Annotated in this window: 16 protein-coding genes and 5 tRNA genes; 8 read left to right on the forward strand and 13 right to left on the reverse strand. The window is 48.7% G+C overall.

Annotation, left to right across the window (positions count from 1 at the left end):
• Nucleotides 1-30: 30 nt before the first annotated feature.
• Together R4537_RS18030 and R4537_RS18035 are read left to right on the forward strand one after the other, a co-directional pair.
• Nucleotides 31-858, forward strand: a complete 828-nt coding sequence (locus R4537_RS18030; RefSeq protein ID WP_071178131.1) for an AraC family transcriptional regulator — start codon at nt 31-33, stop codon at nt 856-858.
• Nucleotides 859-932: 74 nt separating this feature from the next.
• Nucleotides 933-1,601, forward strand: coding sequence for a LysE family translocator (locus R4537_RS18035; protein WP_071178130.1), 669 nt, complete (start codon nt 933-935; stop codon nt 1,599-1,601).
• 859 nt (nt 1,602-2,460) lie between these two features.
• Here R4537_RS18035 and uvrD read toward each other — a convergent pair.
• Nucleotides 2,461-4,632 carry a DNA helicase II gene (gene uvrD, locus R4537_RS18040; protein WP_000566888.1) on the reverse strand — a complete coding sequence of 724 codons (2,172 nt, stop codon included), beginning with the start codon at nt 4,630-4,632 and terminating at the stop codon, nt 2,461-2,463.
• Between the two features lie 137 nt (nt 4,633-4,769).
• On the reverse strand, nt 4,770-6,812 hold the full coding sequence (gene prlC, locus R4537_RS18045; protein ID WP_071178129.1) for an oligopeptidase A: 2,043 nt from the start codon (nt 6,810-6,812) through the stop codon (nt 4,770-4,772).
• A 279-nt stretch (nt 6,813-7,091) separates the two neighbouring features.
• Between prlC and R4537_RS18050 the strand changes: the two genes are divergently transcribed.
• The gene (locus tag R4537_RS18050) at nt 7,092-7,931 is read left to right on the forward strand and encodes a 23S rRNA (adenine(2030)-N(6))-methyltransferase RlmJ (RefSeq protein ID WP_071178128.1); all 840 of its coding nucleotides are present in this window, start codon (nt 7,092-7,094) and stop codon (nt 7,929-7,931) included.
• A gap of 105 nt (nt 7,932-8,036) precedes the next feature.
• A complete protein-coding gene (gorA, locus tag R4537_RS18055; protein ID WP_071178127.1) occupies nt 8,037-9,392 on the forward strand; it encodes a glutathione-disulfide reductase in 1,356 nt (451 codons plus the stop codon).
• 78 nt (nt 9,393-9,470) lie between these two features.
• On the opposite strand, the gene R4537_RS18060 is transcribed toward gorA, so the two are convergent.
• From R4537_RS18060 to R4537_RS18080, 5 genes are all read right to left on the reverse strand, one after another.
• A complete protein-coding gene (locus R4537_RS18060) occupies nt 9,471-10,409 on the reverse strand; it encodes an SPOR domain-containing protein (protein WP_071178126.1) in 939 nt (312 codons plus the stop codon).
• 174 nt (nt 10,410-10,583) lie between these two features.
• Complete coding sequence (locus R4537_RS18065) at nt 10,584-11,522, reverse strand: ABC transporter permease (RefSeq protein ID WP_029628102.1); 939 nt, start codon at nt 11,520-11,522, stop codon at nt 10,584-10,586.
• Between the two features lie 2 nt (nt 11,523-11,524).
• Nucleotides 11,525-12,502 (reverse strand): ABC transporter permease, encoded by a 978-nt coding sequence (locus R4537_RS18070; RefSeq protein WP_071178125.1) that lies wholly within the window; start codon nt 12,500-12,502, stop codon nt 11,525-11,527.
• A 153-nt stretch (nt 12,503-12,655) separates the two neighbouring features.
• Nucleotides 12,656-14,212 (reverse strand): ABC transporter substrate-binding protein, encoded by a 1,557-nt coding sequence (locus R4537_RS18075; RefSeq protein ID WP_000855619.1) that lies wholly within the window; start codon nt 14,210-14,212, stop codon nt 12,656-12,658.
• Nucleotides 14,213-14,303: 91 nt separating this feature from the next.
• The gene (locus tag R4537_RS18080) at nt 14,304-16,019 is read right to left on the reverse strand and encodes a dipeptide ABC transporter ATP-binding protein (protein ID WP_071178124.1); all 1,716 of its coding nucleotides are present in this window, start codon (nt 16,017-16,019) and stop codon (nt 14,304-14,306) included.
• Nucleotides 16,020-16,378: 359 nt separating this feature from the next.
• Between R4537_RS18080 and R4537_RS18085 the strand changes: the two genes are divergently transcribed.
• Nucleotides 16,379-16,570 carry a TetR family transcriptional regulator gene (locus tag R4537_RS18085; RefSeq protein ID WP_316245832.1) on the forward strand — a complete coding sequence of 64 codons (192 nt, stop codon included), beginning with the start codon at nt 16,379-16,381 and terminating at the stop codon, nt 16,568-16,570.
• A gap of 184 nt (nt 16,571-16,754) precedes the next feature.
• On the opposite strand, the gene R4537_RS18090 is transcribed toward R4537_RS18085, so the two are convergent.
• From R4537_RS18090 to R4537_RS18110, 5 genes are all read right to left on the reverse strand, one after another.
• Nucleotides 16,755-16,831: transfer RNA gene (locus R4537_RS18090), tRNA-Pro, on the reverse strand.
• Between the two features lie 60 nt (nt 16,832-16,891).
• A tRNA-His gene (locus R4537_RS18095) sits at nt 16,892-16,967 on the reverse strand.
• A 70-nt stretch (nt 16,968-17,037) separates the two neighbouring features.
• Nucleotides 17,038-17,114, reverse strand: a tRNA-Pro gene (locus R4537_RS18100).
• A 60-nt stretch (nt 17,115-17,174) separates the two neighbouring features.
• Nucleotides 17,175-17,250 (reverse strand) — tRNA-His (locus tag R4537_RS18105).
• Nucleotides 17,251-17,285: 35 nt separating this feature from the next.
• Nucleotides 17,286-17,362, reverse strand: a tRNA-Arg gene (locus R4537_RS18110).
• Between the two features lie 289 nt (nt 17,363-17,651).
• Between R4537_RS18110 and R4537_RS18115 the strand changes: the two genes are divergently transcribed.
• Nucleotides 17,652-18,059, forward strand: coding sequence for a c-type cytochrome (locus R4537_RS18115; RefSeq protein WP_071178727.1), 408 nt, complete (start codon nt 17,652-17,654; stop codon nt 18,057-18,059).
• 67 nt (nt 18,060-18,126) lie between these two features.
• Here R4537_RS18115 and rep read toward each other — a convergent pair whose 3' ends face one another.
• A complete protein-coding gene (gene rep / locus R4537_RS18120) occupies nt 18,127-20,142 on the reverse strand; it encodes a DNA helicase Rep (RefSeq protein WP_071178726.1) in 2,016 nt (671 codons plus the stop codon).
• A 160-nt stretch (nt 20,143-20,302) separates the two neighbouring features.
• Here rep and vexR point away from each other — a divergent pair, with 160 nt between their 5' ends.
• Both vexR and vexA read left to right on the forward strand, forming a co-directional pair.
• On the forward strand, nt 20,303-20,884 hold the full coding sequence (vexR, locus tag R4537_RS18125) for a TetR family transcriptional regulator VexR (protein ID WP_071178725.1): 582 nt from the start codon (nt 20,303-20,305) through the stop codon (nt 20,882-20,884).
• 18 nt (nt 20,885-20,902) lie between these two features.
• Nucleotides 20,903-22,009: a multidrug efflux RND transporter periplasmic adaptor subunit VexA gene (gene vexA / locus R4537_RS18130; protein ID WP_000759351.1), complete on the forward strand. Its 1,107-nt coding sequence runs from the start codon at nt 20,903-20,905 to the stop codon at nt 22,007-22,009.
• Nucleotides 22,010-22,012: the final 3 nt, after the last annotated feature.

Consider the following 22,012-nt stretch of genomic DNA (forward strand, 5'->3'; position numbering starts at 1 on the left):
TAGATTCGGTGTCTATACATTAGGTCTCTAATGGATAAAGTGAAGGACAAAGTGAAAGATACAGTGAATTATCGCCCCAGCGCTTACCCCGCGATCAGTCTGATTGAAGCAGATTATCGCCAGTTTGCGTTTGAGCGTCACTATCATCTGGATATCCATATCGGCCTTATCACCCAAGGTGTGCAACGTTTTTATCACCAAGGGGCTTGGCATCAAGTGGGACAAGGTGGCGTGGTATTGATGTCACCCGATGAGTTGCATGATGGTCACGCGCACAGTAATACGGGCTATCAAGTGCAAGTGTTCTCCATTGAACCTGAATGGTTACAGCAGACGCTCGAAGCCAACCAGATTGAGCAAGTGATCGGCTTTGAGCAGTTGATTGTACAAGACCCGACCCTATTTCACTCCTTGCAGCAACTTCACCATTTGCTGCGACAGGACAACCTCAGCCAGCTCGCCAAAGATTGCTTACCTTATCAAGGCTTTGCTCCGCTGCTTGAGCGTTATAGCTACCTAAAACAGCCCGCCGTAAAACCACTCGGTCAACACAATCTCGCTCTACTCAAAGAGTGGGTACTCAGCCAGCTTGACCAACCAATCCGGCTCGAACAGTTAGCGCAATTGTGCCAACTCTCTCCAACTCAATTTCAGCGCCATTTTAAAGCCCAAACAGGACTCACGCCTTACGCTTGGTTGCGGCGGCTACGCCTAGAGCAAGCAATGAAACTGCTGCAAAGTGGCAAACCAGGTACAGATGTCGCGTATCAGGTCGGCTTTTACGATCAGGCCCATTTCAGTAAAGCCTTCAAAGCCACTTATGGCCTTTCGCCTTCTTTGATCACTCGCTTTTCTTAACCACGCTGTCAAAAATTTACAAGCTCCTCGCGCTCGCCGCGCGGCATACTCCGTGAATAATGTGAGGAGAAAGCATGAACGAAATGTCCATTTTAGCCACCTTAGCCGGTGTGCATTTTATTGCCTTATTAAGCCCAGGGCCTGATGTCGCCTTAGTGGTGCAAAACGCCACACAGCACGGGCGTAAAACTGGCGTGATGATCGCGTTAGGTTTGTCGTGCGGCATTTTAATCCATTTGATTTTGAGCCTGACCGGCATTAGCTACTTAGTCAAACAGCAGCCAATGCTGTTTAACCTGTTACAACTGGCTGGCGGCAGCTACTTGCTTTATCTGGGGGTCGGCGCTTTGCAATCAGTGGTGGCGCAAAAAAATGCCAGCACACCGACGCATAGCCCTGCGCTCTCCATTCTCGGCAACCGCCGTCAAGCCTTCACAAAAGGCATGATGACCAATCTCTTGAACCCGAAAGCTCTCGTATTTTTTGTCAGCCTGTTATCTAGCCTGATCCCAGCCAGCATGTCCGTGTCTGGTAAAGTGAGTGCCGCCCTGATTTTAGCTGGTTTATCCCTAACTTGGTTCTCCTGTTTAGCTTGGCTGCTTACCACGTCTGCCATGCAACAACGTATGCAGCGCATTACGCGATCCGTCGATAGCATATGCGCTGCGGTGTTTATCTTGGCCGGTGGCGTGATTTTATGGCAAGCAAGCCGCGCTATAGCACAAACCTTCGGATGGCTATGATCCGACTTTGGCCGATCATGCTGTGCGAGATCTCTTACAAAGCGGTAGGACAAATTCGCTTTCTGCGATAAAAAACACTGACAAAAACAACTTAAATAATTGTTTTTAAATAAAATGTTCAAAATTTCATTATTTCGAACATCAAGAAATCGCTTCGATTTGCTTGTTCAGAAAGCTCAGCTCAGTAAGATGAATCTCGTCGGAAGGATACTGACACGGAACAGGAAAGCACCAAGGATTGGTGATCTTCAGGAAGAAGAATCGAACATTCAGGATGAATGCTCGGCAAGGAAAGCGTAATTGGACATTGAACGGACGCAATCGTTGCTAGGATGGTAACGACAAGGATGGGAAATGGACACCTCTGGACGAGGCAAGGACTGAACATCAGGATGATGGCAGGGACACCGCTCAAGGAACAAGTGATGTGAACTCGCTAGGATTGTGAGTTGTAATGGAAGACACAGGACACCGCTAGGATGGCGATGCAAGGATTGAGCTGACGGATTGCAGCGTACTATCAAGGATTAGATGCAGGGAGCACCTTTTAGTAGCTGGAATGCTGCGAGTAAGACTCTAACCCCGGTGGGCTTGCCCCCGGGGTTTTCTTTTTTATCCCGAAAAGTCATCACCACTTTACTCCTCAACAGAAACGTTAATCGTTACTTTGTATCTAGGGGCAATTTCTTCCCTCCCCTTTTAGGGGAGGGTTAGGGTGGGGTATTTGGCGCTTGCAAATGGTTGGGTGATTATTGCTTGGTGCGCAATACCCCCTCCCGACCTCCCCCTAAAAGGGGGAGGAGAGTAAGACCTACCTCTAAAAAAGGGGGGGGGGAGCCACGTCGCCGCCCTATTCTATCTACACCTTCTCTAATCTCGCGTAAGCCGTCACTAACCACTTAATGCCTTCGCCATTAAACGCCACTTGCACTCGGCTTTGCGGGCCACTGCCTTCAAAGTTAATGATGGTGCCTTCGCCAAATTTCGGGTGACGGACTCGTGAACCCAAATTAAAACCGGTTTCGTTAAAGCTTTCTTTTACTACGGTTTGGCTAAAGCGCCCTGTGCTGGTTGGGCGGCTGACTTGCGCCTTCATGCGTACTTCATCCAAACAGCCTTCTGGCAGTTCACGAATAAAGCGTGAGGGTTTGTGATACTTATCTTGCCCATACAAGCGGCGCATTTCCGCGTAGGTGATGTAGAGCTTTTGCATCGCGCGGGTCATACCGACGTAACACAGGCGACGCTCCTCTTCGAGACGCCCCGCCTCTTCGGCAGACATTTGGCTCGGGAACATGCCCTCTTCCACACCGACCATAAACACCAGCGGGAACTCTAATCCTTTGGCACTGTGTAAAGTCATCAGCTGTACCGCATCATCATGCTCATCGGCTTGACCTTCACCGGCTTCCAGTGCCGCATGGGTCAAAAATGCGGTCAGCATGGTCATCTCTTGCGCTTCTTCTGGCTTTTCAAACTGGCGCGTCGCCGTCACCAGCTCTTCCAAGTTTTCAATTCGCGCTTTGGATTTTTCGCCTTTTTCCTGCTGATACATCTCCAGCAAACCCGAGGTTTTCACCGCATGGTCAGTCAGCACGTGCAGCGGCATGTCGATGCCTTCCTCTTCCAAAGCATTGATCAGCTCAACAAAGCGGCTCAGCGCGCTCGCAGCACGCCCAGTGAGCACTTGGTCATTGAGCAGACCGACACTGGCATCCCACAAGGTGCAGCCGCGATCGCGCGCGGCAAAGCGAATGGTCTCTAGGGTTTTATCACCCAAACCGCGCGGCGGCGTATTAATCACTCGCTCAAATGCGGTGTCGTCATTGCGGTTATTAATCAAACGCAGATAACTCAGCGCATCTTTGATCTCTTGACGCTCGAAAAAGCGCATCCCGCCATAAATGCGGTACGCCAAACTCGCTTGCAATAACGCCTCTTCCAGTACCCGTGACTGGGCGTTGTTACGATACAAGATCGCACAATCGGTCAGTGTGCCGCCTTGCTCCTGCCAGCCTTTGATTTTGCTGACCACAAAGCGCGCTTCATCGAGCTCGTTATACGCTGAATACACCGAAATAGGTTCGCCAACCAAGCCCTCAGTCCACAACTGCTTGCCCATCCGCTCGCTGTTATTGGCGATCAGTGTATTTGAGGCTTCCAAAATGGTCTTGGTGGAGCGGTAGTTTTGCTCCAGTCGAATGGTATTCACGCTCGGAAATTCGCGGGTAAATTTTTCGATGTTTTCCACTCGCGCGCCACGCCAGCCGTAAATCGATTGGTCATCGTCACCGACAATCATCACATTCGACTGTGCGCCCGCCATCATGCGCAGCCACGCGTACTGAATCGCGTTGGTGTCTTGGAATTCATCAACCAAAATGTGCTTAAAGCGCGCCTGATAATGCTCGCGAATGTGCTGATTACCACGCAGAAGCTCTAGGGCGCGCAGCAGAATTTCGGCAAAATCGACCAAGCCCGCGCGATCGCACGCTTCTTGGTAAGCGGTGTACAGCTTGAGATAAGTTTGAGTAACCGGATCAAAGGCGTTGATGTGCGCCGGGCGCAACCCTTCATCTTTTTGATTGTTGATCCACCATGCGACTTGCCGTGCCGGCCACTGTTTATCATCCAGATTGTGCGCTTTGATAAGGCGTTTGAGCAGGCGCTGCTGATCGTCACTGTCGATGATCTGAAAATCTTCCAGCAGCTTAGCGTCGAGATAATGGGCGCGCAGAATGCGGTGGCAAATACCGTGAAAAGTCCCACACCACATGCCAGAGGCGGTGCCATGCATCAGCTCTTCAATTCGACCACGCATTTCGGCTGCGGCTTTGTTGGTAAAGGTCACCGCCATCACCGAAAACGGTGAGGCTTCTTCCACCGACATCAGCCACGCAATTCGGTGCACCAGCACGCGGGTTTTACCACTACCAGCACCGGCCAGAATCAGTAAGTTTTCCAGTGGCGCTGCCACCGCTTCGCGTTGTTTATCGTTGAGACCGTCGAGCAATAGAGAGGGATCGATCATGACTTCGCCACTGGTTATTTATACATAATGGCGGCGATTATAACCCCAAGTGTCGCAGATACCCAAACGTCTTGAATGGGCGCAGCGGTGACCGGAAAAATTTCAGCCCACACGAGGTGGGCTGAAAGTACTATCGATTACGCGGCGATTCCGGCATGACGCAACAGAGCATCAATTTGTGGTTCACGGCCACGGAAGCGCTTAAACAGCTCCATCGGCTCTTCGCTGCCACCCATCTCAAGGATGTTGTTGAGGAAGCTTTGGCCAGTCTCACGGTTGAAAATGCCTTCTTCTTCAAAGCGTGAGAACGCATCCGCCGAAAGCACTTCTGCCCACAAGTAGCTGTAGTAACCGGCGCTGTAGCCACCCGCAAAGATATGGCTAAAGCTGTGCGAGAAGCGGTTCCACTCCAAGCCCGGCAGCACCGCCACTTTCTTTTTCACTTCCGCCAAGGTTTCCAGCACTTGGGGGCCCACTTCTGGGTCGTAAGTGGTGTGCAGCGTGAAGTCGAACAATCCGAACTCCAACTGACGCAGAATAAACATCGCCGATTGGAAGTTTTTCGCCGCCAGCATTTTATCGAGCATGGCTTTCGGCAGTGGCTCACCAGTTTGGTAATGACCAGAAATGAACGCCAGCGCCTCTTCTTGCCAGCACCAGTTTTCCAAGAATTGGCTTGGCAGCTCGACTGCATCCCAAGGCACACCATTGATGCCGGATACCGCGCCCACTTCCACTTGCGTCAGCATATGGTGAATGCCGTGACCAAATTCGTGGAACAGAGTGGTCACTTCGTCGTGGGTAAACAGCGCAGGCTTATCACCCACTGGGCGGTTGAAGTTACACGTCAGGTAAGCCACTGGTGTTTGCAGTGCGCCACTGTCGGTAGTGCGACGTACACGACACTCATCCATCCACGCGCCACCGCGTTTGTGTTCACGAGCATACAGGTCGAGATAGAAGCTGCCACGCAGCGTTCCTTGCGCATCAAAAATATCAAAAAAGCGCACCGATTCGTGCCATACATCTACCCCTTGGCGCTCTTTGACTTGCATGCCAAACAAACGGCTCAGCACTTCAAACAGGCCATTCACCACTTTTTGTTCTGGGAAGTAAGGGCGCAGCTCTTCATCGGAGATTTCAAACAGATGCTGCTTTTGCTTTTCGCTGTAGTAAGCAATATCCCACAGCTCAAGCTGCTTGACGCCAAACTCACTTTCAGCAAATTGGCGCAGCTCTTCCACTTCGCGCTCACCTTGTGGTTTGGCTTTGCTGGCGAGATCATTTAAGAAACCAAGCACTTGATCAGTGGTTTGCGCCATTTTGGTCGCCAGCGATTTTTCGCTGTAAGTGCTAAAGCCGAGCATACGCGCGATCTCATGGCGCAGTTTGAGCTGCTCAGCAATGATTTCGCTGTTATCCCATTTACCCGCATTCGGGCCGCGATCCGAAGCGCGCGTGACATACGCTTCATACACTTCTTTGCGCAGTGCTTGGTTATCACAGTAAGTCATCACTGGTAGATAAGACGGAATATCCAAGGTCAGCAGATACCCCTCTAAACCTTTGGCCTCAGCTGCTGCTTGTGCCGCCGCCAGTGCCGATTCCGGCATGCCCGCGAGCAGGTTTACATCGGTGATCTGCTTGGTCCAACCCATGGTGGCATCCAGCACGTTGTTGGAGAACTTAGAGCCAAGCTCAGACATACGCTTACTGATTTCGCCATAGCGCTTTTGCTCTTGCAGTGGCAAGCCGATGCCTGACAATTCAAAGTCACGCAGACTGTCGCTGATGGTTTTTTGCTGCGCGCGATCGAGCTTGGCAAACTCCGCGCTCTCTTTAATGGTTTTGTAGGCTTCAAACAGCCCTTTATGCTGGCCAACCCAAGTGCTGTACTCGGACAACAGCGGTAAGCAGCTTTCGTAGGCGTCACGCAGCTCATCACTGTTCAGCACCGAATTCATATGGCTGACTGGTGACCAGATACGACTTAAGCGATCATCGACCTCTTCAATCGGCACAATCACACTTTCCCAGCTCGGTTGTGGATTCTCGGCTAAAACCTTATCTATGGTGTGGCGACAATCCGCTATCGCCTGCTCAACCGCTGGCTTTACGTGCTCCGGTTTAATCGCAGAAAACGGCGGCAGATCCGTAAAGGTAAGAAGTGGGTTTGACATAAAAAGATTCCTTTTCAGCATAGAGACAGGCCGAATTTTGACCTGTGAGTTGTATAAGTAAATATAGGTAGCAGAACGATTTTTCAATAGCTGACCCAAGGAAAAGCGTTGCAAAATACGACTCACTCGCGCCTTAAGCCGCCTAAAAAACCACGCCGTTACGCTGCGCGCTGCACGTAAAATCGGTATATAATCGAGCCAATATTTTTGTTTCTATTACTGGGCGCAAGTCAATCAGCGGTCAGTACAGCGCCCCTCAAGCGGGTTTGAGAGTCTATTTTGTTAAGTTACCGACACAGTTTCCACGCAGGCAATCATGCGGATGTGCTCAAGCACATCGTACAGAGCCTGATCCTCAATTCTCTGCAACAAAAAGAGAAACCTTTTGTCTACCATGATACTCACTCTGGTGTAGGTCGTTACGATCTGACCCATGAATGGTCAGAAAAAACCGGCGAATACAAGCAAGGCATTGCCCGCGTTTGGCAACAAGACCACATTCCGGCGGAGCTCGACAGCTATCTGGATGCGATTCGCCAGCTCAATCAAGGGGAAACGCTGCGTTACTACCCGGGTTCACCCCGTGTGGCACGCGCCCATCTGCGTGAACAGGATCGCATGGTACTGACTGAGCTGCATCCAAGCGATTACCCATTGCTGGAGCAAGAGTTTCACCGCGATCGCCAAGTCTCTATCTATAAAGAAGATGGCTTCGCACGCCTGAAAGCCAGTTTGCCACCACAAGAACGCCGTGGTTTAGTGCTGATTGACCCGCCTTATGAGCTGGCTAAAGAGTATGGTGATGTGGTGCGCGCCATCGCTCACAGCTATAAACGTTGGGCAACCGGCATTTATGCGATTTGGTATCCAGTGGTCAATCGCTGCGATATCGATGACATGTTACAAGGCTTGCAAGGCTTAGAGATCCGTAAAATCTTACAAATTGAACTCGGTGTCGCGCCAGATACCAATGAGCGCGGCATGACAGCTTCGGGCATGATAGTGATTAACCCTCCGTGGACGCTGGAAAGCCAGATGCAGACCATTTTGCCTTTCCTCAAACAGGCGATTGCCCCCGCCACTGGACACTATAAAGTCGAGTGGGTGGTACCGGAATAAGCTGTTTTTTCATCAAGGTGGGTGGATTGTGACGCCCTCGCCCTGATATAAGGAATACAAGAAAAGAGCGAAGAGCATCTTCGCCAGACATAATTGGAGAAAGTAATGGCAACACATTTTGACTACCTGTGCATTGGTGGTGGTAGCGGTGGTATCGCTTCCGCTAACCGCGCGGCGATGTACGGCGCGAAAGTGGCACTCATCGAAGCCAAAGATCTCGGCGGCACTTGTGTCAACGTTGGCTGCGTACCGAAAAAGGTGATGTGGCACGGCGCGCAAATCGCAGAAGCGATGCACCTTTATGCAGAAGATTACGGCTTTGATGTCGATGTGAAAAACTTCAACTGGGCAAAGCTAGTGGAAAGCCGTCAAGCTTATATTGGACGCATCCATCAATCTTACGATCGTGTTCTGGGCAACAATAAAGTTCACGTGATTAAGGGCTTCGCTAAGTTTGTGGATGCGAAAACCGTCGAAGTGAATGGCGAACTTTACACCGCTGACCACATTCTGATTGCCGTAGGTGGCCGACCAAGCATTCCTAATATTCCAGGCGCAGAATACGGCATCGACTCGAACGGCTTTTTTGAGCTGAATGAGCAGCCAAAACGCGTTGCCGTGATCGGTGCTGGCTATATCGCAGTAGAAATCGCCGGCGTGCTGAATGCGCTCGGCAGCGAAACTCACCTGTTCTGCCGCAAAGAGTCTCCACTGCGTAGCTTCGACCCCATGATCATCGAAACCTTAGTGGAAGTGATGAACGCGGAAGGGCCACAGCTGCACACCCATAGCGTGCCAAAACAAGTGGTCAAAGAAGCCGATGGTAGCCTGACGCTGCATCTGGAAAATGGTCAAACGTACAACGTTGATACCCTAATTTGGGCCATCGGTCGCCACCCAGCCACCGATGCCATCAACCTTGCTGCAACGGGCGTTGCTACCAATGAGCAAGGCTACATCAAGGTCGATGAATTCCAAAACACCAACGTAGCAGGCATCTACTGTGTGGGTGACATCATGGAAGGCGGCATTGAGCTGACTCCTGTTGCCGTAAAAGCAGGTCGCCAACTCTCTGAGCGCCTGTTTAACAACAAACTGAACGCCAAGATGGATTACCAGTTGGTGCCAACCGTGGTGTTTAGCCACCCACCGATCGGCACCATTGGTCTTACTGAGCCACAAGCGATTGCACAATACGGCGCAGAGAATGTGAAAGTGTACAAATCCAGCTTCACCGCTATGTACACCGCCGTCACCTCTCACCGTCAGCCATGCAAAATGAAGCTGGTGTGCGCAGGCCCTGAAGAAACCGTGGTCGGTCTACACGGCATCGGTTTTGCGGTTGATGAAATGATCCAAGGTTTTGGTGTCGCGATGAAAATGGGCGCAACCAAAGCCGATTTCGACTCCGTGGTCGCAATTCACCCTACAGGCTCGGAAGAGTTCGTCACGATGCGGTAGTCTCTAATGCAAATAAAGAAAGCGGCTGTAGGCCGCTCTCTTTATTTGATCTGATGGTATTCAACATCTCGAATCGTTTTACTTAATACACACCACATTAAGCAAAGAATTTCCCTTCACTGGATTGACTTTCCCGTTGCTGAACATGGCCTTACGATCTACACCCCAATAAGGCAATTGCACAGGCCATTGATTTTGCTGCATCTGTTTCGATGTTAATAGAGTCGACCACTCTTGCTCGCTAGCCAAACGCATACCCAGATCTCGGCACACAATTTGCGCCGCATCATAATCGAGGCGGTTCCATGCCATCTCATGTTCCATGTAAAACTGTACTTTGGGATTATCGCTATACGGTAATCCAAAGGTTTGGTTACCTACTTTTGCTGACTTACGCAAAACAAAACCGTTATTACCGCTTGGCTTGGGAGTAGTGTTATTGGGTTTAGTGCTATTTGGGGTGGTAGCAGCAACAGGAGGCGACTTTTCTGCCACCTTCGTTGGGCTAACCGATTGAGCCGCAGAAGTGACAGGAGCGGAGATGGACGAGCCCGCCGATTTAGGTTTCATTACTGCTTGTTGGGCAGAGGTTTTCACCACTTGGCGAATAAACGCCTGTTCAAACGTCGCCAGTTTTTTGACCTTTTTCAGCTCCTTGCTAGCGCTCGTAAAATCGCTATAAGGGCCAATCAAACAGCGCTCGCCTTTAGGCTCAGGCTTGACCCAAATATCAGTTGAGATCTGTTTGTAGATCGCTTTGACTGTCGAAAGCGGCATAGGCTTACTTAACATGCCACACTGGATCCAAAACAGAGAGTCACCAGACTTAGGTTTTTTGCCCCACAAACCATCGCCTATTGGGCAAGATCCATCCAGCACCGGCAGTTGATTAACCGCCGCCTGCTGTGCATCACATAAATACTCGCGATTTTCTGCTGCCGCCTGTTCTGCAGCGACCACGGGAGCGAACAACAGCAAAGCCAATATCGACTTGCTGCATAGAATCCATCTGGGCATCCGCTTACCTCCTTAATACTCAGTGATTGAAATAAGAGTTCGAACAAGGCGAAACCACCTTCCTCGGCCCCTAATTGAGAATCGGCATAGCAAAAATAAATGCAAAAAAAGAGCCGCATTTAAATACGGCTCTTAGTTTATGGACAGTTTGTGAAGCAAATCAATCGGATTTACTTACCCTTTGTAAATTTTCGGGTTAAATACATCACGCAACCAATCGCCAAGCAAGTTAATCACCAATACCAGCAATACCAATACAATGCCGGGAAAGGCGGTTATCCACCATGCACCGGAGAAAATGTAGGTAAAACCGATGCTGATCAGAGAGCCCAGTGAAGGCTGATCGACCGGTAAACCTAAGCCAAGGAAGGAGAGTGCCGCCTCTGACATGATCGCGTTTGCCACTTGTACCGTTGAAATCACCAGGATCGGTGATAAACAGTTGGGAAGAATATGACGGAACATGATACGTGGGGCTTTAAAGCCCATTACGCGTGCCGCTTCGACATACTCTTTTTTCTTCTCCGCCAGCACCGAAGCACGTACCGTACGCGCGTATTGTGGCCATTCAGCAATACCGATGATCACCACTAGCATCACCACCGCATATTGGCTGAAAAACTCGCCACCAAAGCTGGCTTTAAAAATCGCCGAGACGATGATCGCCACCATCATGGTGGAGAATGAGAGCTGAATATCGGCAAAACGCATTAAAAAACTATCGATACGGCCACCGAAATAACCTGCTGACAGACCAATCACAATGCCGAGTGTCAGTTGTAGGCCCACTGCCAAAAAGCCGATGGTCAGTGATAAGCGTGAACCGTACAGAATGGTCGAGAAAATATCGCGCCCCTGCTCATCGGTGCCCAGCAAAAAGTGTTCATTCCCCCCTTCCATCCATGAGGGTGGAAGTTCTGCGTCCATAATGTCAATCGAAGAGAGATCGTACGGGTTGGTGGGCGCAATCAAGGGCGCGCTGATTGCCACTACCACAAACAGCATAAACAACGCAAAGCTGCTCATCGCCACTTTGTCGCGCAAGAAATAATACAGAAAATCAGACTGCTTAAAGCGCTCCCAACGTGAAGGAGCGGTCGATACTGCACTCATGGTTAAGCTCCTTTGCCAGTGAGGTTGACGGTCGGGTTAATCAGGCCATATAAAAGGTCGACAATCGTGTTAGTCACGACAAAGATCAATCCAACAAAGATGACGTAGGCGGTGATGAGTGGCGTATCCACACGGTTAATTGCCTCTAAAAACAGCAAGCCCGTTCCCGGCCACTGGAATACGGTTTCGGTCAAAATGGTATAGGCCACCATAGTACCAATCTGCACCCCACCCACGGTCAATACTGGCAACATGGTATTTTTCAGCGCATGTTGGTAATAGATTTTATTGAGCGGCAAACCTTTGGCTTGAGCAAACTTGATGTATTCCGAGCTCAGTACTTCGAGCATTTCCGAGCGTACCAGACGAATAAACAGCGGCAACATGATTGAAGCCAACGCAATAGAAGGCAATACCAGATGACGCAAGCCATCGATAGTAAAAAAGCCCGACTCCCAACCCAATAGGTTAAGCGTTTCGCCGCGACCATAAGATGGTAACCAGCCTAACTCAATCGAGAAAACATACATCAACATGATCGCGGTTAAAAAGACCGGAATCGAAATGCCGATACTGCTGCCCGCCATCACTATCTTGGTAAACAAACTTTTCGGATGAATTGCCGAATAGACCCCAAGTGGAATCGAAAACACTATGATGATCAACGTGGCACCAAACACCAGCTCCAGTGTCGCCACCAGCTTATCGAAGATCACTTCCAACGCCGGACGCTTAAAGAAATAGGAAGTCCCTAAATCCCCCTGCACCGCAGCAGTAATAAAACGTGAATATTTAATAATGAAGGGATCATTGAGGCCTAATTCGTCACGCAGTGCTTGACGCTCTGCTTCGGAAACGGACTGACCCACAAGCTCGCGCAGCGGATCACCCAGGTTGTCCTGAATGGCAAACGCTACCAAACTGATCACAAACATCACTATCAGTGCCTGATACAGGCGCTTGACCAGAAACGAAAACATTCCTTGCCCCTTAACTTTCCATGTGAATCTGTGTACGCGATTAAGCGCCAAAACCTTTCAGCCTGAAAAAGGGTACAGGGTCCGACTGAAACAAAACCCTGTACCCGAAGGTAGGCTCTGTAGACCAACGCCTACAGAGCAGAGTGTCCGAGATTACTCTTTCACCACCAGATCGCCAAAGTATGGGAAGTCCATACCATTGATGATCGGTGCAATATCCAGGGTGTTTTTCGCAGCCCATGACGGGTCTTGGAAGTGAAGAGGTACAAACGCCGCTTCGTTATACAGGATTTCTTCCACTTTCTTCAGCATAGCGCTACGTTTTTCCAGATCGGTTTCAACGTTAGCGGCATTGACTAACTGATCCACTTCCGCATTCGAGTAATAACCACAGTTGTATTGCCCTTTACCCGTTTCAGCGTTGCGCGTCATGGTCAGGAACTCAGTAAAGTTCGCTGAATCTTCGGTATCTGGGTGCCAGCCAATCATCAGCATATCTGCCGAACACTTATCAAACTCGGGCCAATATTGCGCTTTAGGCATGGTTTTTAGGTCAACTTTAATACCGATTTTTGACAACATCGCCGATGCCGCTTGCGCGATCTTCTCATCGTTCACGTAACGGTTGTTTGGCGCAATCATGGTCAGGTTGAACCCTTTCTCATAACCCGCTTCTTTCATCAGCTCTTTCGCTTTATTGAGGTCAAAGCGCGGTTTTAGGCTCTCGTTGTAGCCTGCATAACCAACTGGGCTTTGCTGCGCAGCCGTGGTGGCCGCCCCTTTCATCACCTTATCGACAATCCCTTCGTTGTTGATGGCGTAGACAATCGCTTGACGTACACGCACATCTTTCAACGCTGGGTTGCTGTTTTGGTTCATTTGGAAGGTAATCACGCGCGTGCCCGGCATAGTGAAGAGATCAACGCCTTTAGCATCTTTAATGCGTTGGTAATCATTCGGTGAAACCGGTGCAATCATATCCACACCGCCAGACAGCAGTGCCGCAACGCGAGTCGCATCTTCTTTAATCACGGCCAGCTTCAGTTTGTCCACATTACCTTTAGAGGCTTTATCCCAGTACTCTGGATTGCGTTGGAACTCAAGCTTCACGCCTTGTTCACGCCCAGTCACCTTAAATGGCCCAGTACCGGAGATGTTTTCAGAAGCAAAAGAGTTACCGTGCTTAACGATTTCTGCTTTGTTTTTACCATCCGCCGTGGTGCCAGTGTAGAACTTGCTGTCCATCGGGAAGATGTAAGTCGCCACGTTTTCAATCAGCGGGTAAGTACCTGCGGTTTTGATTTCGATGGTGTAATCATCAACTTTAGTCAAAGAGACCAGAGGTTCAAAAATCCCTTTAAAATCCGCCGATTCTTTCAAACGATTGAACGTCCATACCACATCATCAGCAGTAAAATCGTTACCAGTGTGGAATTTCACGCCTTTGCGCAAAGTGAAACGCATGGTTTCGTTATCCACACGCTGCCAAGATTCTGCCAGACGAGGTTCAAATTCCATTTTTTGTGTAAAGCGAATAAGTGGATCAAACACCATGTGTGAGAGCTGTAACGTTGCACCAGCGAGCTGCTCATGTGGGTCCATTGAGACCGGGTCAGCGTCGTAAGCCACGGTAATATCCGCTGCCATCACACCAAAACTCAAGCCAGCCGCTATCAAAGCCAACGCCAGTTTGTTTTTCATGGTTTTCATTGCATAACTCCTTATGCGGGAATCCAGATCCCTAGTTTGTTGTATTTGCTTTTGTAACAATCGCCAACCAAAGTTGGTCCATGGTTAACGGCTATGCTGCCGTAGTGCTTTCGCGTAAGCCTGTGAATTCAGGCATTAAGGAAATCAATTTCTTGCTGTATTCATGCTGCGGATCGGTAAACAACTGCTCAGTGGGTGCCACTTCCAGTAGCGTCCCCATCTGCATGACTCCCACTCGATCGCACATCTGGCGAATGACGGGTAAGTCATGGCTGATAAACAGCATGGTGAGGTTGAGCTCATCTTGCAGATCTTTGAGTAAATTGAGGATTTGTGCCTGCACCGACACATCTAGTGCCGAAGTCGGTTCATCACAAATCAAAAGTCGCGGACGCGTTGCCAAAGCGCGTGCAATCGAGATCCGTTGACGCTGACCACCTGAAAATTCATGGGGATACTTCAAACCCGCCATCTTACCTAAGCCAACATGCTCAAGCAGATCGTTGACGATTTGCCGAGTTTCACTCTCATTACGTGTCAACTTATGGAAGCGGATCGGCTCTGCGATGATGTCGAATATCTTCATCCGCGGGTTCATCGAGGTGTACGGGTTTTGGAATACCATCTGCATTTGACGACGCAGTGGACGGCGTTCGTGCTCCGATTTCATCGCGGTTAAATCGATGCCTTCAAAAGTCACTCGACCCGCATTGGGTTGATACAAACCAGCAATCACACGCGCAATGGTCGATTTACCTGAACCCGATTCGCCCACCAAACCAAAGGTTTCCCCTTCATGTACTTCAAAACTGACGTTATTCGACGCTTGCACATACTCACGGCGGCTTTCAAACAGCGAATCTTTGGTCACAAAACGTAGATTGACGTTTTCGACTTTTAACAGCGGCCCTGTGTATTTGCGGTGATCTTGGCTCTGCCCCAACCAATGGCTTTTCACATCCAACGGCTTGAGCTCTTTCGCTTCTTCGATATAGCTCACCAGGGGGAAACGGTCGAGTTTGCGATCAGAACGCGGTACCGCCGAAATCAAACTACGAGTGTAAGGGTGCTCCGGTGTGCCAAGTACTTTGGCGGTCGGGCCGAACTCCACCAAATCACCACGATACATCACCGCGACGCGATCAGTAACGTTAGAAACCACCCCCATATCGTGAGTAACCAACATGCAACCCACATTATTCTTCTTACACAGTTCACGAATCAGATTCAGGATCTGGTCTTGAATCGACACATCCAGCGCGGTGGTAGGTTCATCGGCGATGATCAAATCCGGCTCACCAGCCAACGCGATCGCAATCACCACCCGTTGACGCATGCCACCAGAAAATTGGTGTGGATACTGTTTAAGACGATTTTCAGGCTGCGGAATACCGACTTGCTTCATCAAAGATAAAGCACGTTGATACGCTTCTTCGGCACTCACCTGCATGTTGGCATGAATGGTTTCGGTCAACTGATGTTCGACGGTAAACAGCGGATTGAGCGAGGTCATGGGATCTTGGAAAATAAAGCCAATTTTACTACCACGAACTTCACGCATTGCTTGCGGAGAAAGACCAGAGATCTTCTCGCCGTTTAAATACACCTCACCACCCGCAATGGTTCCCGGAGGGCTGAGCAGATCAATCACCGCATTACCCACGGTCGATTTTCCAGCTCCCGATTCCCCAACCACACCGACAATTTCACCACGTTGAATATCTAAAGTGAGTGATTTCACCGCCGCGTGCACACCGTGACGAGAAGGGTATTCAATTCTAAGATTTTTGACTTCTAAAAGTGACATTCCATCAGACCTCTACTGCTGTGGCAGCATTCTGCCCTGTCTGAAGCACATCAGCGAACAAGGCGAGACTGATGTACATTTTGCATCCATTCGAATCAGAACAATATTCTGACAATTTATAAGGTTCTCAATTTGGCAAATCTTTCACACAAAAGCAACAAAGAGAGGATAAAAAAGCGCCTTAACCCAGAAACAATTTCCACAAATCGCTTAATATGCAAAAAAATCACATATATTATTGGTCTTACCATTTTTAAAAAATTGAAGAAATCACGGTACGGTTGGTATTTGTTACTGTAAACGACGTGATTCATAACAGGAGATAAAATAATCAACGCATAAATTTTCTCCACGCAAAAATTGAACAATTAACAAATAGGAAACAATTGCCAAATTTTGAGTGTAAACAACAAAGCAAAACTCTGGATGATAAGCATCTATCCAGTCATAAAAACCAAAAAACTCCCAATTTAACTCAGATAAATCATAAAAATAGTTCATTGAGCCATACTGAGCACTTCAGTAACCATAGTCGTGAACAGATGTCTTAGCGGGGAAATATCGATGAATTATCGGTAAGATCGCAATTTACTAGAGAGAAATATGCCCAACAATGTAATGATGAAAAAGCGGACATCGGTAGACAGGGTCAATGCAGGACGACTTGGCGAGGAAGCATGAGTTTCAAAGAGATAAAATGCAAAAAGCCTCAGCAAATGCTGAGGCTTTGAAGAGTGGTCGGTGAAGAGGGATTCGAACCCCCGACCCTCTGGTCCCAAACCAGATGCGCTACCAAACTGCGCTATTCACCGACTAATTTTGCTCAAGATTTTCTCTTAAGACTGGGGATAACTGAATATCACCGAAATAAATGGGGTGGCTAATGGGGCTCGAACCCACGACAACCGGAATCACAATCCGGGGCTCTACCAACTGAGCTATAGCCACCACTGAAAGTTGTAATAACCGCTTGTCTGCCGTTATTTCAGACTACGCTCTTGCCTAGTCTTTAAATAAGTGGTCGGTGAAGAGGGATTCGAACCCCCGACCCTCTGGTCCCAAACCAGATGCGCTACCAAACTGCGCTATTCACCGACTAATTTTGCTCAAGATTTTCTCTTAAGACTGGGGATAACTCAGTATCACCGAAATAAATGGGGTGGCTAATGGGGCTCGAACCCACGACAACCGGAATCACAATCCGGGGCTCTACCAACTGAGCTATAGCCACCACTGAAATTCTTTACCGATATTCCCCGGGCGAAATGGCGCGCCCGAAAGGATTTGAACCTTCGACCTTTGGCTCCGGAGGCCAACGCTCTATCCAGCTGAGCTACGGGCGCATGCCCTATCGGCGGAGTGGAATAATACGTATATCACATTAGGGCGTCTAGTACTTTTTTTACTTTTTTTACTGTTTGACGCCTTTTTCATCAGATGCTTGCTACTATTCCCTTATAAAGGATGTGACTCACCGCCGGAAGATCGCAACTTGTTGTTTATTGCAACAACTTCTCAGGATATAATCACCCAAAATTTACATTGATTTAACAGCAATTACCGCCCGTTAAATTGAAACACTCTAAAAATAATAGGTAAGCAGCACTTACCTTCGGAATGTAAAGTGAGTTAATGGATATGTCTCGATCACTCTTAAGCGTACTGTTCGCTGCTCTAACATTTTCTACTGCAGCGTTTGCTTTAACAGAAGCCGATAAAAATGCAATTGCTGAACGCATTAAGCCGGTAGGTGATGTGTATCTGGCGGGTAGCGAACCCGTACAAGCCGCCCCTACGGGTCCTCGTGATGGTGCAACAGTTTACGGTATTTTCTGTACCGCCTGTCACTCAACTGGGCTCTCCGGTGCACCGAAAACCGGCAATGCTGCCGATTGGGGGCCACGTATCGCCCAAGGTAAAGACGTGCTGAAAAACCATGCGATTAATGGCTTCAATGCTATGCCAGCCAAAGGCACCTGTATGGATTGTTCGGACGATGAAATCGTTGCTGCGATTGAGCATATGATTGCTGGCATGTAATAAGCGGGTTTGCCATTCCGTCAACCGATAATAAAGAAGGGCTTGTGAAAACAAGCCCTTCTTTATCTTACTTTTTAAACATCGCTCTTAAATTAGCGATATGCGCTTGGCCTTTGGCCATTCGCTCTTCCTGAGTAACGGGCTTTTTCTTCACTTCCCACTCAATATCTTCTTGCGGTAGCTCATCTAGAAAACGGCTTTGGGAAGGTTTAATCAGCTCACCAAACTGGCGGCGCTCTTTACACACCATAAAGGTCAGTTCACGCTGCGCGCGAGTGATACCGACATACATTAAGCGCCGCTCTTCCTCGACGTTCTCTTCATCAATGCTGGTTTGATGCGGCAAAATGCCCTCTTCAGCGCCAATCAAATACACGTACGGAAATTCTAAGCCCTTTGAGGCATGCAGTGTCATCAGTTGTACCGCATCACTGTCATCGTTCTCTTCGCCACGCTCCATCATGTCGCGCAGAGTTAAACGCTGTACTACTTCTTTCAGCGATTTTTCTTGCTGATCGGGATTATCGCCTTCTAAATCCGCGACTATCCATGAATAGAGATCGGAGACGTTTTTCATACGCATTTCGGCCGCTTTCGGACTGGCAGATGTCTCATACAGCCAATCTTCATAACGAATATCACGCACCAAGGAGCGTACGGCCTCCACCGTGTTACCACGCTCAGCATTATCGGCAATCGCCACCAACCACTCGGTGAAGCGGCGTAAGTTATCAAGCCCTCGCCCGCTCAAATGCTGATCTAAACCGAGCTCAAAACTGGCGGTAAATAGACTTTTACCACGCATATTGGCGTAACTGCCTAACTTTTCGAGCGTAGCTGGGCCGATTTCGCGCTTCGGCGTATTCACAATGCGCAAAAATGCGTTGTCATCATCAGGGTTAACCAGCACTCGCAGGTAAGCCATGATGTCTTTGATCTCTGCGCGCGCAAAAAACGAAGTGCCGCCGGAAAGTTTGTACGGCACACGGTTTTGAGTCAGCGATTTTTCAATCAGTCGCGATTGATGGTTTCCGCGATAAAGAATCGCGTAATCTCGGTATTCGGTTCGATTGAGAAACTTATGGGCGATGATTTCTGCGGTCACTCGCTCTGCTTCATGATCTTCATTATTGGCCAAAATGACCTTGAGCTTTTCCCCTTCCGCTAACTCAGAAAAGAGCGCCTTTTGGTAAACATGGGGGTTATTGGCAATTAAGATGTTCGCCGCACGCAAAATGCGGCTGGTCGAGCGGTAGTTTTGTTCGAGCTTAATCAGCTTTAAACTCGGAAAATCTTCCCCAAGTAACACCAAGTTTTGTGGTTTTGCACCGCGCCATGAATAAATGGATTGGTCATCATCTCCCACCACAGTCAAACGGCCACGCTCACCCACTAAGAGTTTGACCAACTCATATTGGCTGGTGTTGGTATCTTGATATTCGTCCACCAGCAGATAGCGAATTCGATTTTGCCAGCGTTGGCGTACTTCTTCATTGCTGCGAAGCAGTAACACCGGTAGCAAGATCAAATCATCGAAATCGAGTGCGTTGTAAGACTGCATCTGTTTTTGGTAAAGCTCAAAGCAGTGTGCAAAAAGCTGCTGCTGTTCCCCTTTCGCCATTGCCTTGGCTTGCGGCGGAGTCAGCATGTCATTTTTCCAGTTGGAAATGGTGCTCAGTAGCAAGCGCAGCAGATCTTTATCGCCGTCGAGCTGCTTTTCGGTCAGCTCTTTAAGTAACGCGAGCTGATCTTGGTCGTCAAACAGTGAAAAGCCCGCTTTGAGGCTCAAAGCTTTAAACTCACGGCGAATGATGTTTAAGCCAAGAGTATGGAAGGTCGACACCATTAAGCCGCGCGACTCACCTTTACCAAGTGTTTGAGCAACCCGCTCTTTCATCTCACGCGCCGCTTTATTGGTAAACGTAACCGCAGCAATATTGCGTGCTTTATAGCCACATTGCTGAACCAAATAGGCAATTTTATTGGTGATGACGCGTGTTTTGCCCGAACCCGCCCCCGCCAATACCAGACAGGGTCCGGAGACGTACTTGACCGCTTCATCTTGTCTTGGGTTCAGCTTCATGGCGCTCTCAATCCTCTTTATTTAGCCGCCAATAATAATCCGCTCACCGAGGATTACCAACAAAGAAACTGCCTTTACAAAAATTTACTGCACAAGTGTATTGCAAAATAGGGGGTATTAGCCGCTATAATGAACAACCGTTCATTTGCAGAGAAATGTGATGTCTGAAATAGTGTACGGCGATAAACAGCTCCAAATCCTTATCGCGGCTGAAAAACTGATTGCAGAACAGGGCTTTCAAGGGCTCTCGATGCATAAAGTGGCGAAAGCAGCGAATATGGCAACCGGAACGATTTATCGTTACTTCCGCGATAAAGACCATCTTTTGATTGAAGTGCGTCTGCACGTTAGTCAAAAAATCGCCGAAGCCGTACAAGCCAATCTAAGAGATGGCATGTCTTTGCAAGAACGCTTCCGTACTATGTGGCTGAATATTTGGACGTTGGCTGGCTCTTGTCGTGACATTATCAGCAATCGAGTGCAGTATGAGTCTTTACCAACAACAACTTGTTGCAATGTAAGGGAACTAGAGAAAAAAATGTTTGCCAAAGTCGAATTGTTGTTCGACCAAGGAAAACAACAGGGAATTTTCAAACCTCTCGATAACCATCTTCTTTCTGCGTTGAGTTTTGAAACAACCGTCACTCTTGCTCGTCAATACGCTTTAGGTTTTTATCAACTGGATGATTCAACTCTCGATGCAATGATTCAAGCCAGTTGGGATGCAATTACTCAACACTAATTTGGAGTTCGCACCAGAATGAAAAAGTGGACATTTTTTATGTTACTTATCGCGATCCTGCTGTTTGGCAGCGTGATAGGTTTCAATCTTTTCAAACAACAGAAAATTGCCGAGTACCTCGCCAATCGCCCTGAACCAGAATTTCCGGTCACAGTGGTCACCGCCAATCCGGTTGATTGGGTACCCGTGATTGAAGCGATCGGCTTTATTGAACCGAATCAAGGTGTGACGTTAACGACCGAAACAGCTGGAGTGATTGACCAAATCACTTTTGAATCAGGTACGCAAGTCGCAAAAAACCAACCCCTAGTGCTATTAGATTCAGCAGTAGAACGAGCCAATTTAAAAAGTACGGAAGCGCGCCTACCAGCAGCGAAAGCAAAATATGAACGCTACAAAGGCTTATTCGCCAAAGGCTCTATCTCTAAAGAGTCTTATGATGAAGCAGAAGCGAGCTACTATGCGCTCTCCGCTGATATTGAAAGCCTAAAAGCCACCATTGCTCGCCGTGAAATCAAAGCGCCTTTTGCTGGTGTGATCGGTATTCGTAATGTGTTCTTAGGTCAATATTTGCAACCGGGTACAGACATTGTACGTTTGGAAGATACCAGCGTCATGCGTCTGCGTTTTACTGTGCCGCAAAGAGATATTTCGCGTATTTCACTGAATCAAGAAGTCGATATTTTTGTGGATGCTTATCCACAAACCTCATTTAAAGGCTCCATCTCGGCGATTGAACCTGCAGTGAGCGTACAAAGCGGCCTGATCCAAGTGCAAGCGGATATCCCCAATAGTGATGGGAAACTGCGAAGCGGCATGTTCGCACGTGCCAACATCATTCTGCCTAAGCTGGAAAACCAAATCACTCTGCCACAAACCGCGATTACCTATACCCTCTACGGTGACAATGTTTACATTGTCAGCGAAGAAAATGGTGAAAAGCGCGTCCAGCAACATGTGGTGAAAGTAGGTGAGCGCTCTGAATCTATTGCTCACATTCTGGAAGGCGTAAAACCGGGTGATGTGGTTGTCACAACAGGTCAAGTACGTCTGAGTAACGGTGCTAAAGTTCGTATCGTCGAAAGTGATGCGACTACACCACCAGCAGAAACCCCAATGCTGTAAGCG

It is taken from the genome of Vibrio paracholerae (assembly GCF_037672085.1).
In the GTDB taxonomy this organism is placed as follows: Bacteria; Pseudomonadota; Gammaproteobacteria; order Enterobacterales; family Vibrionaceae; genus Vibrio; species Vibrio cholerae.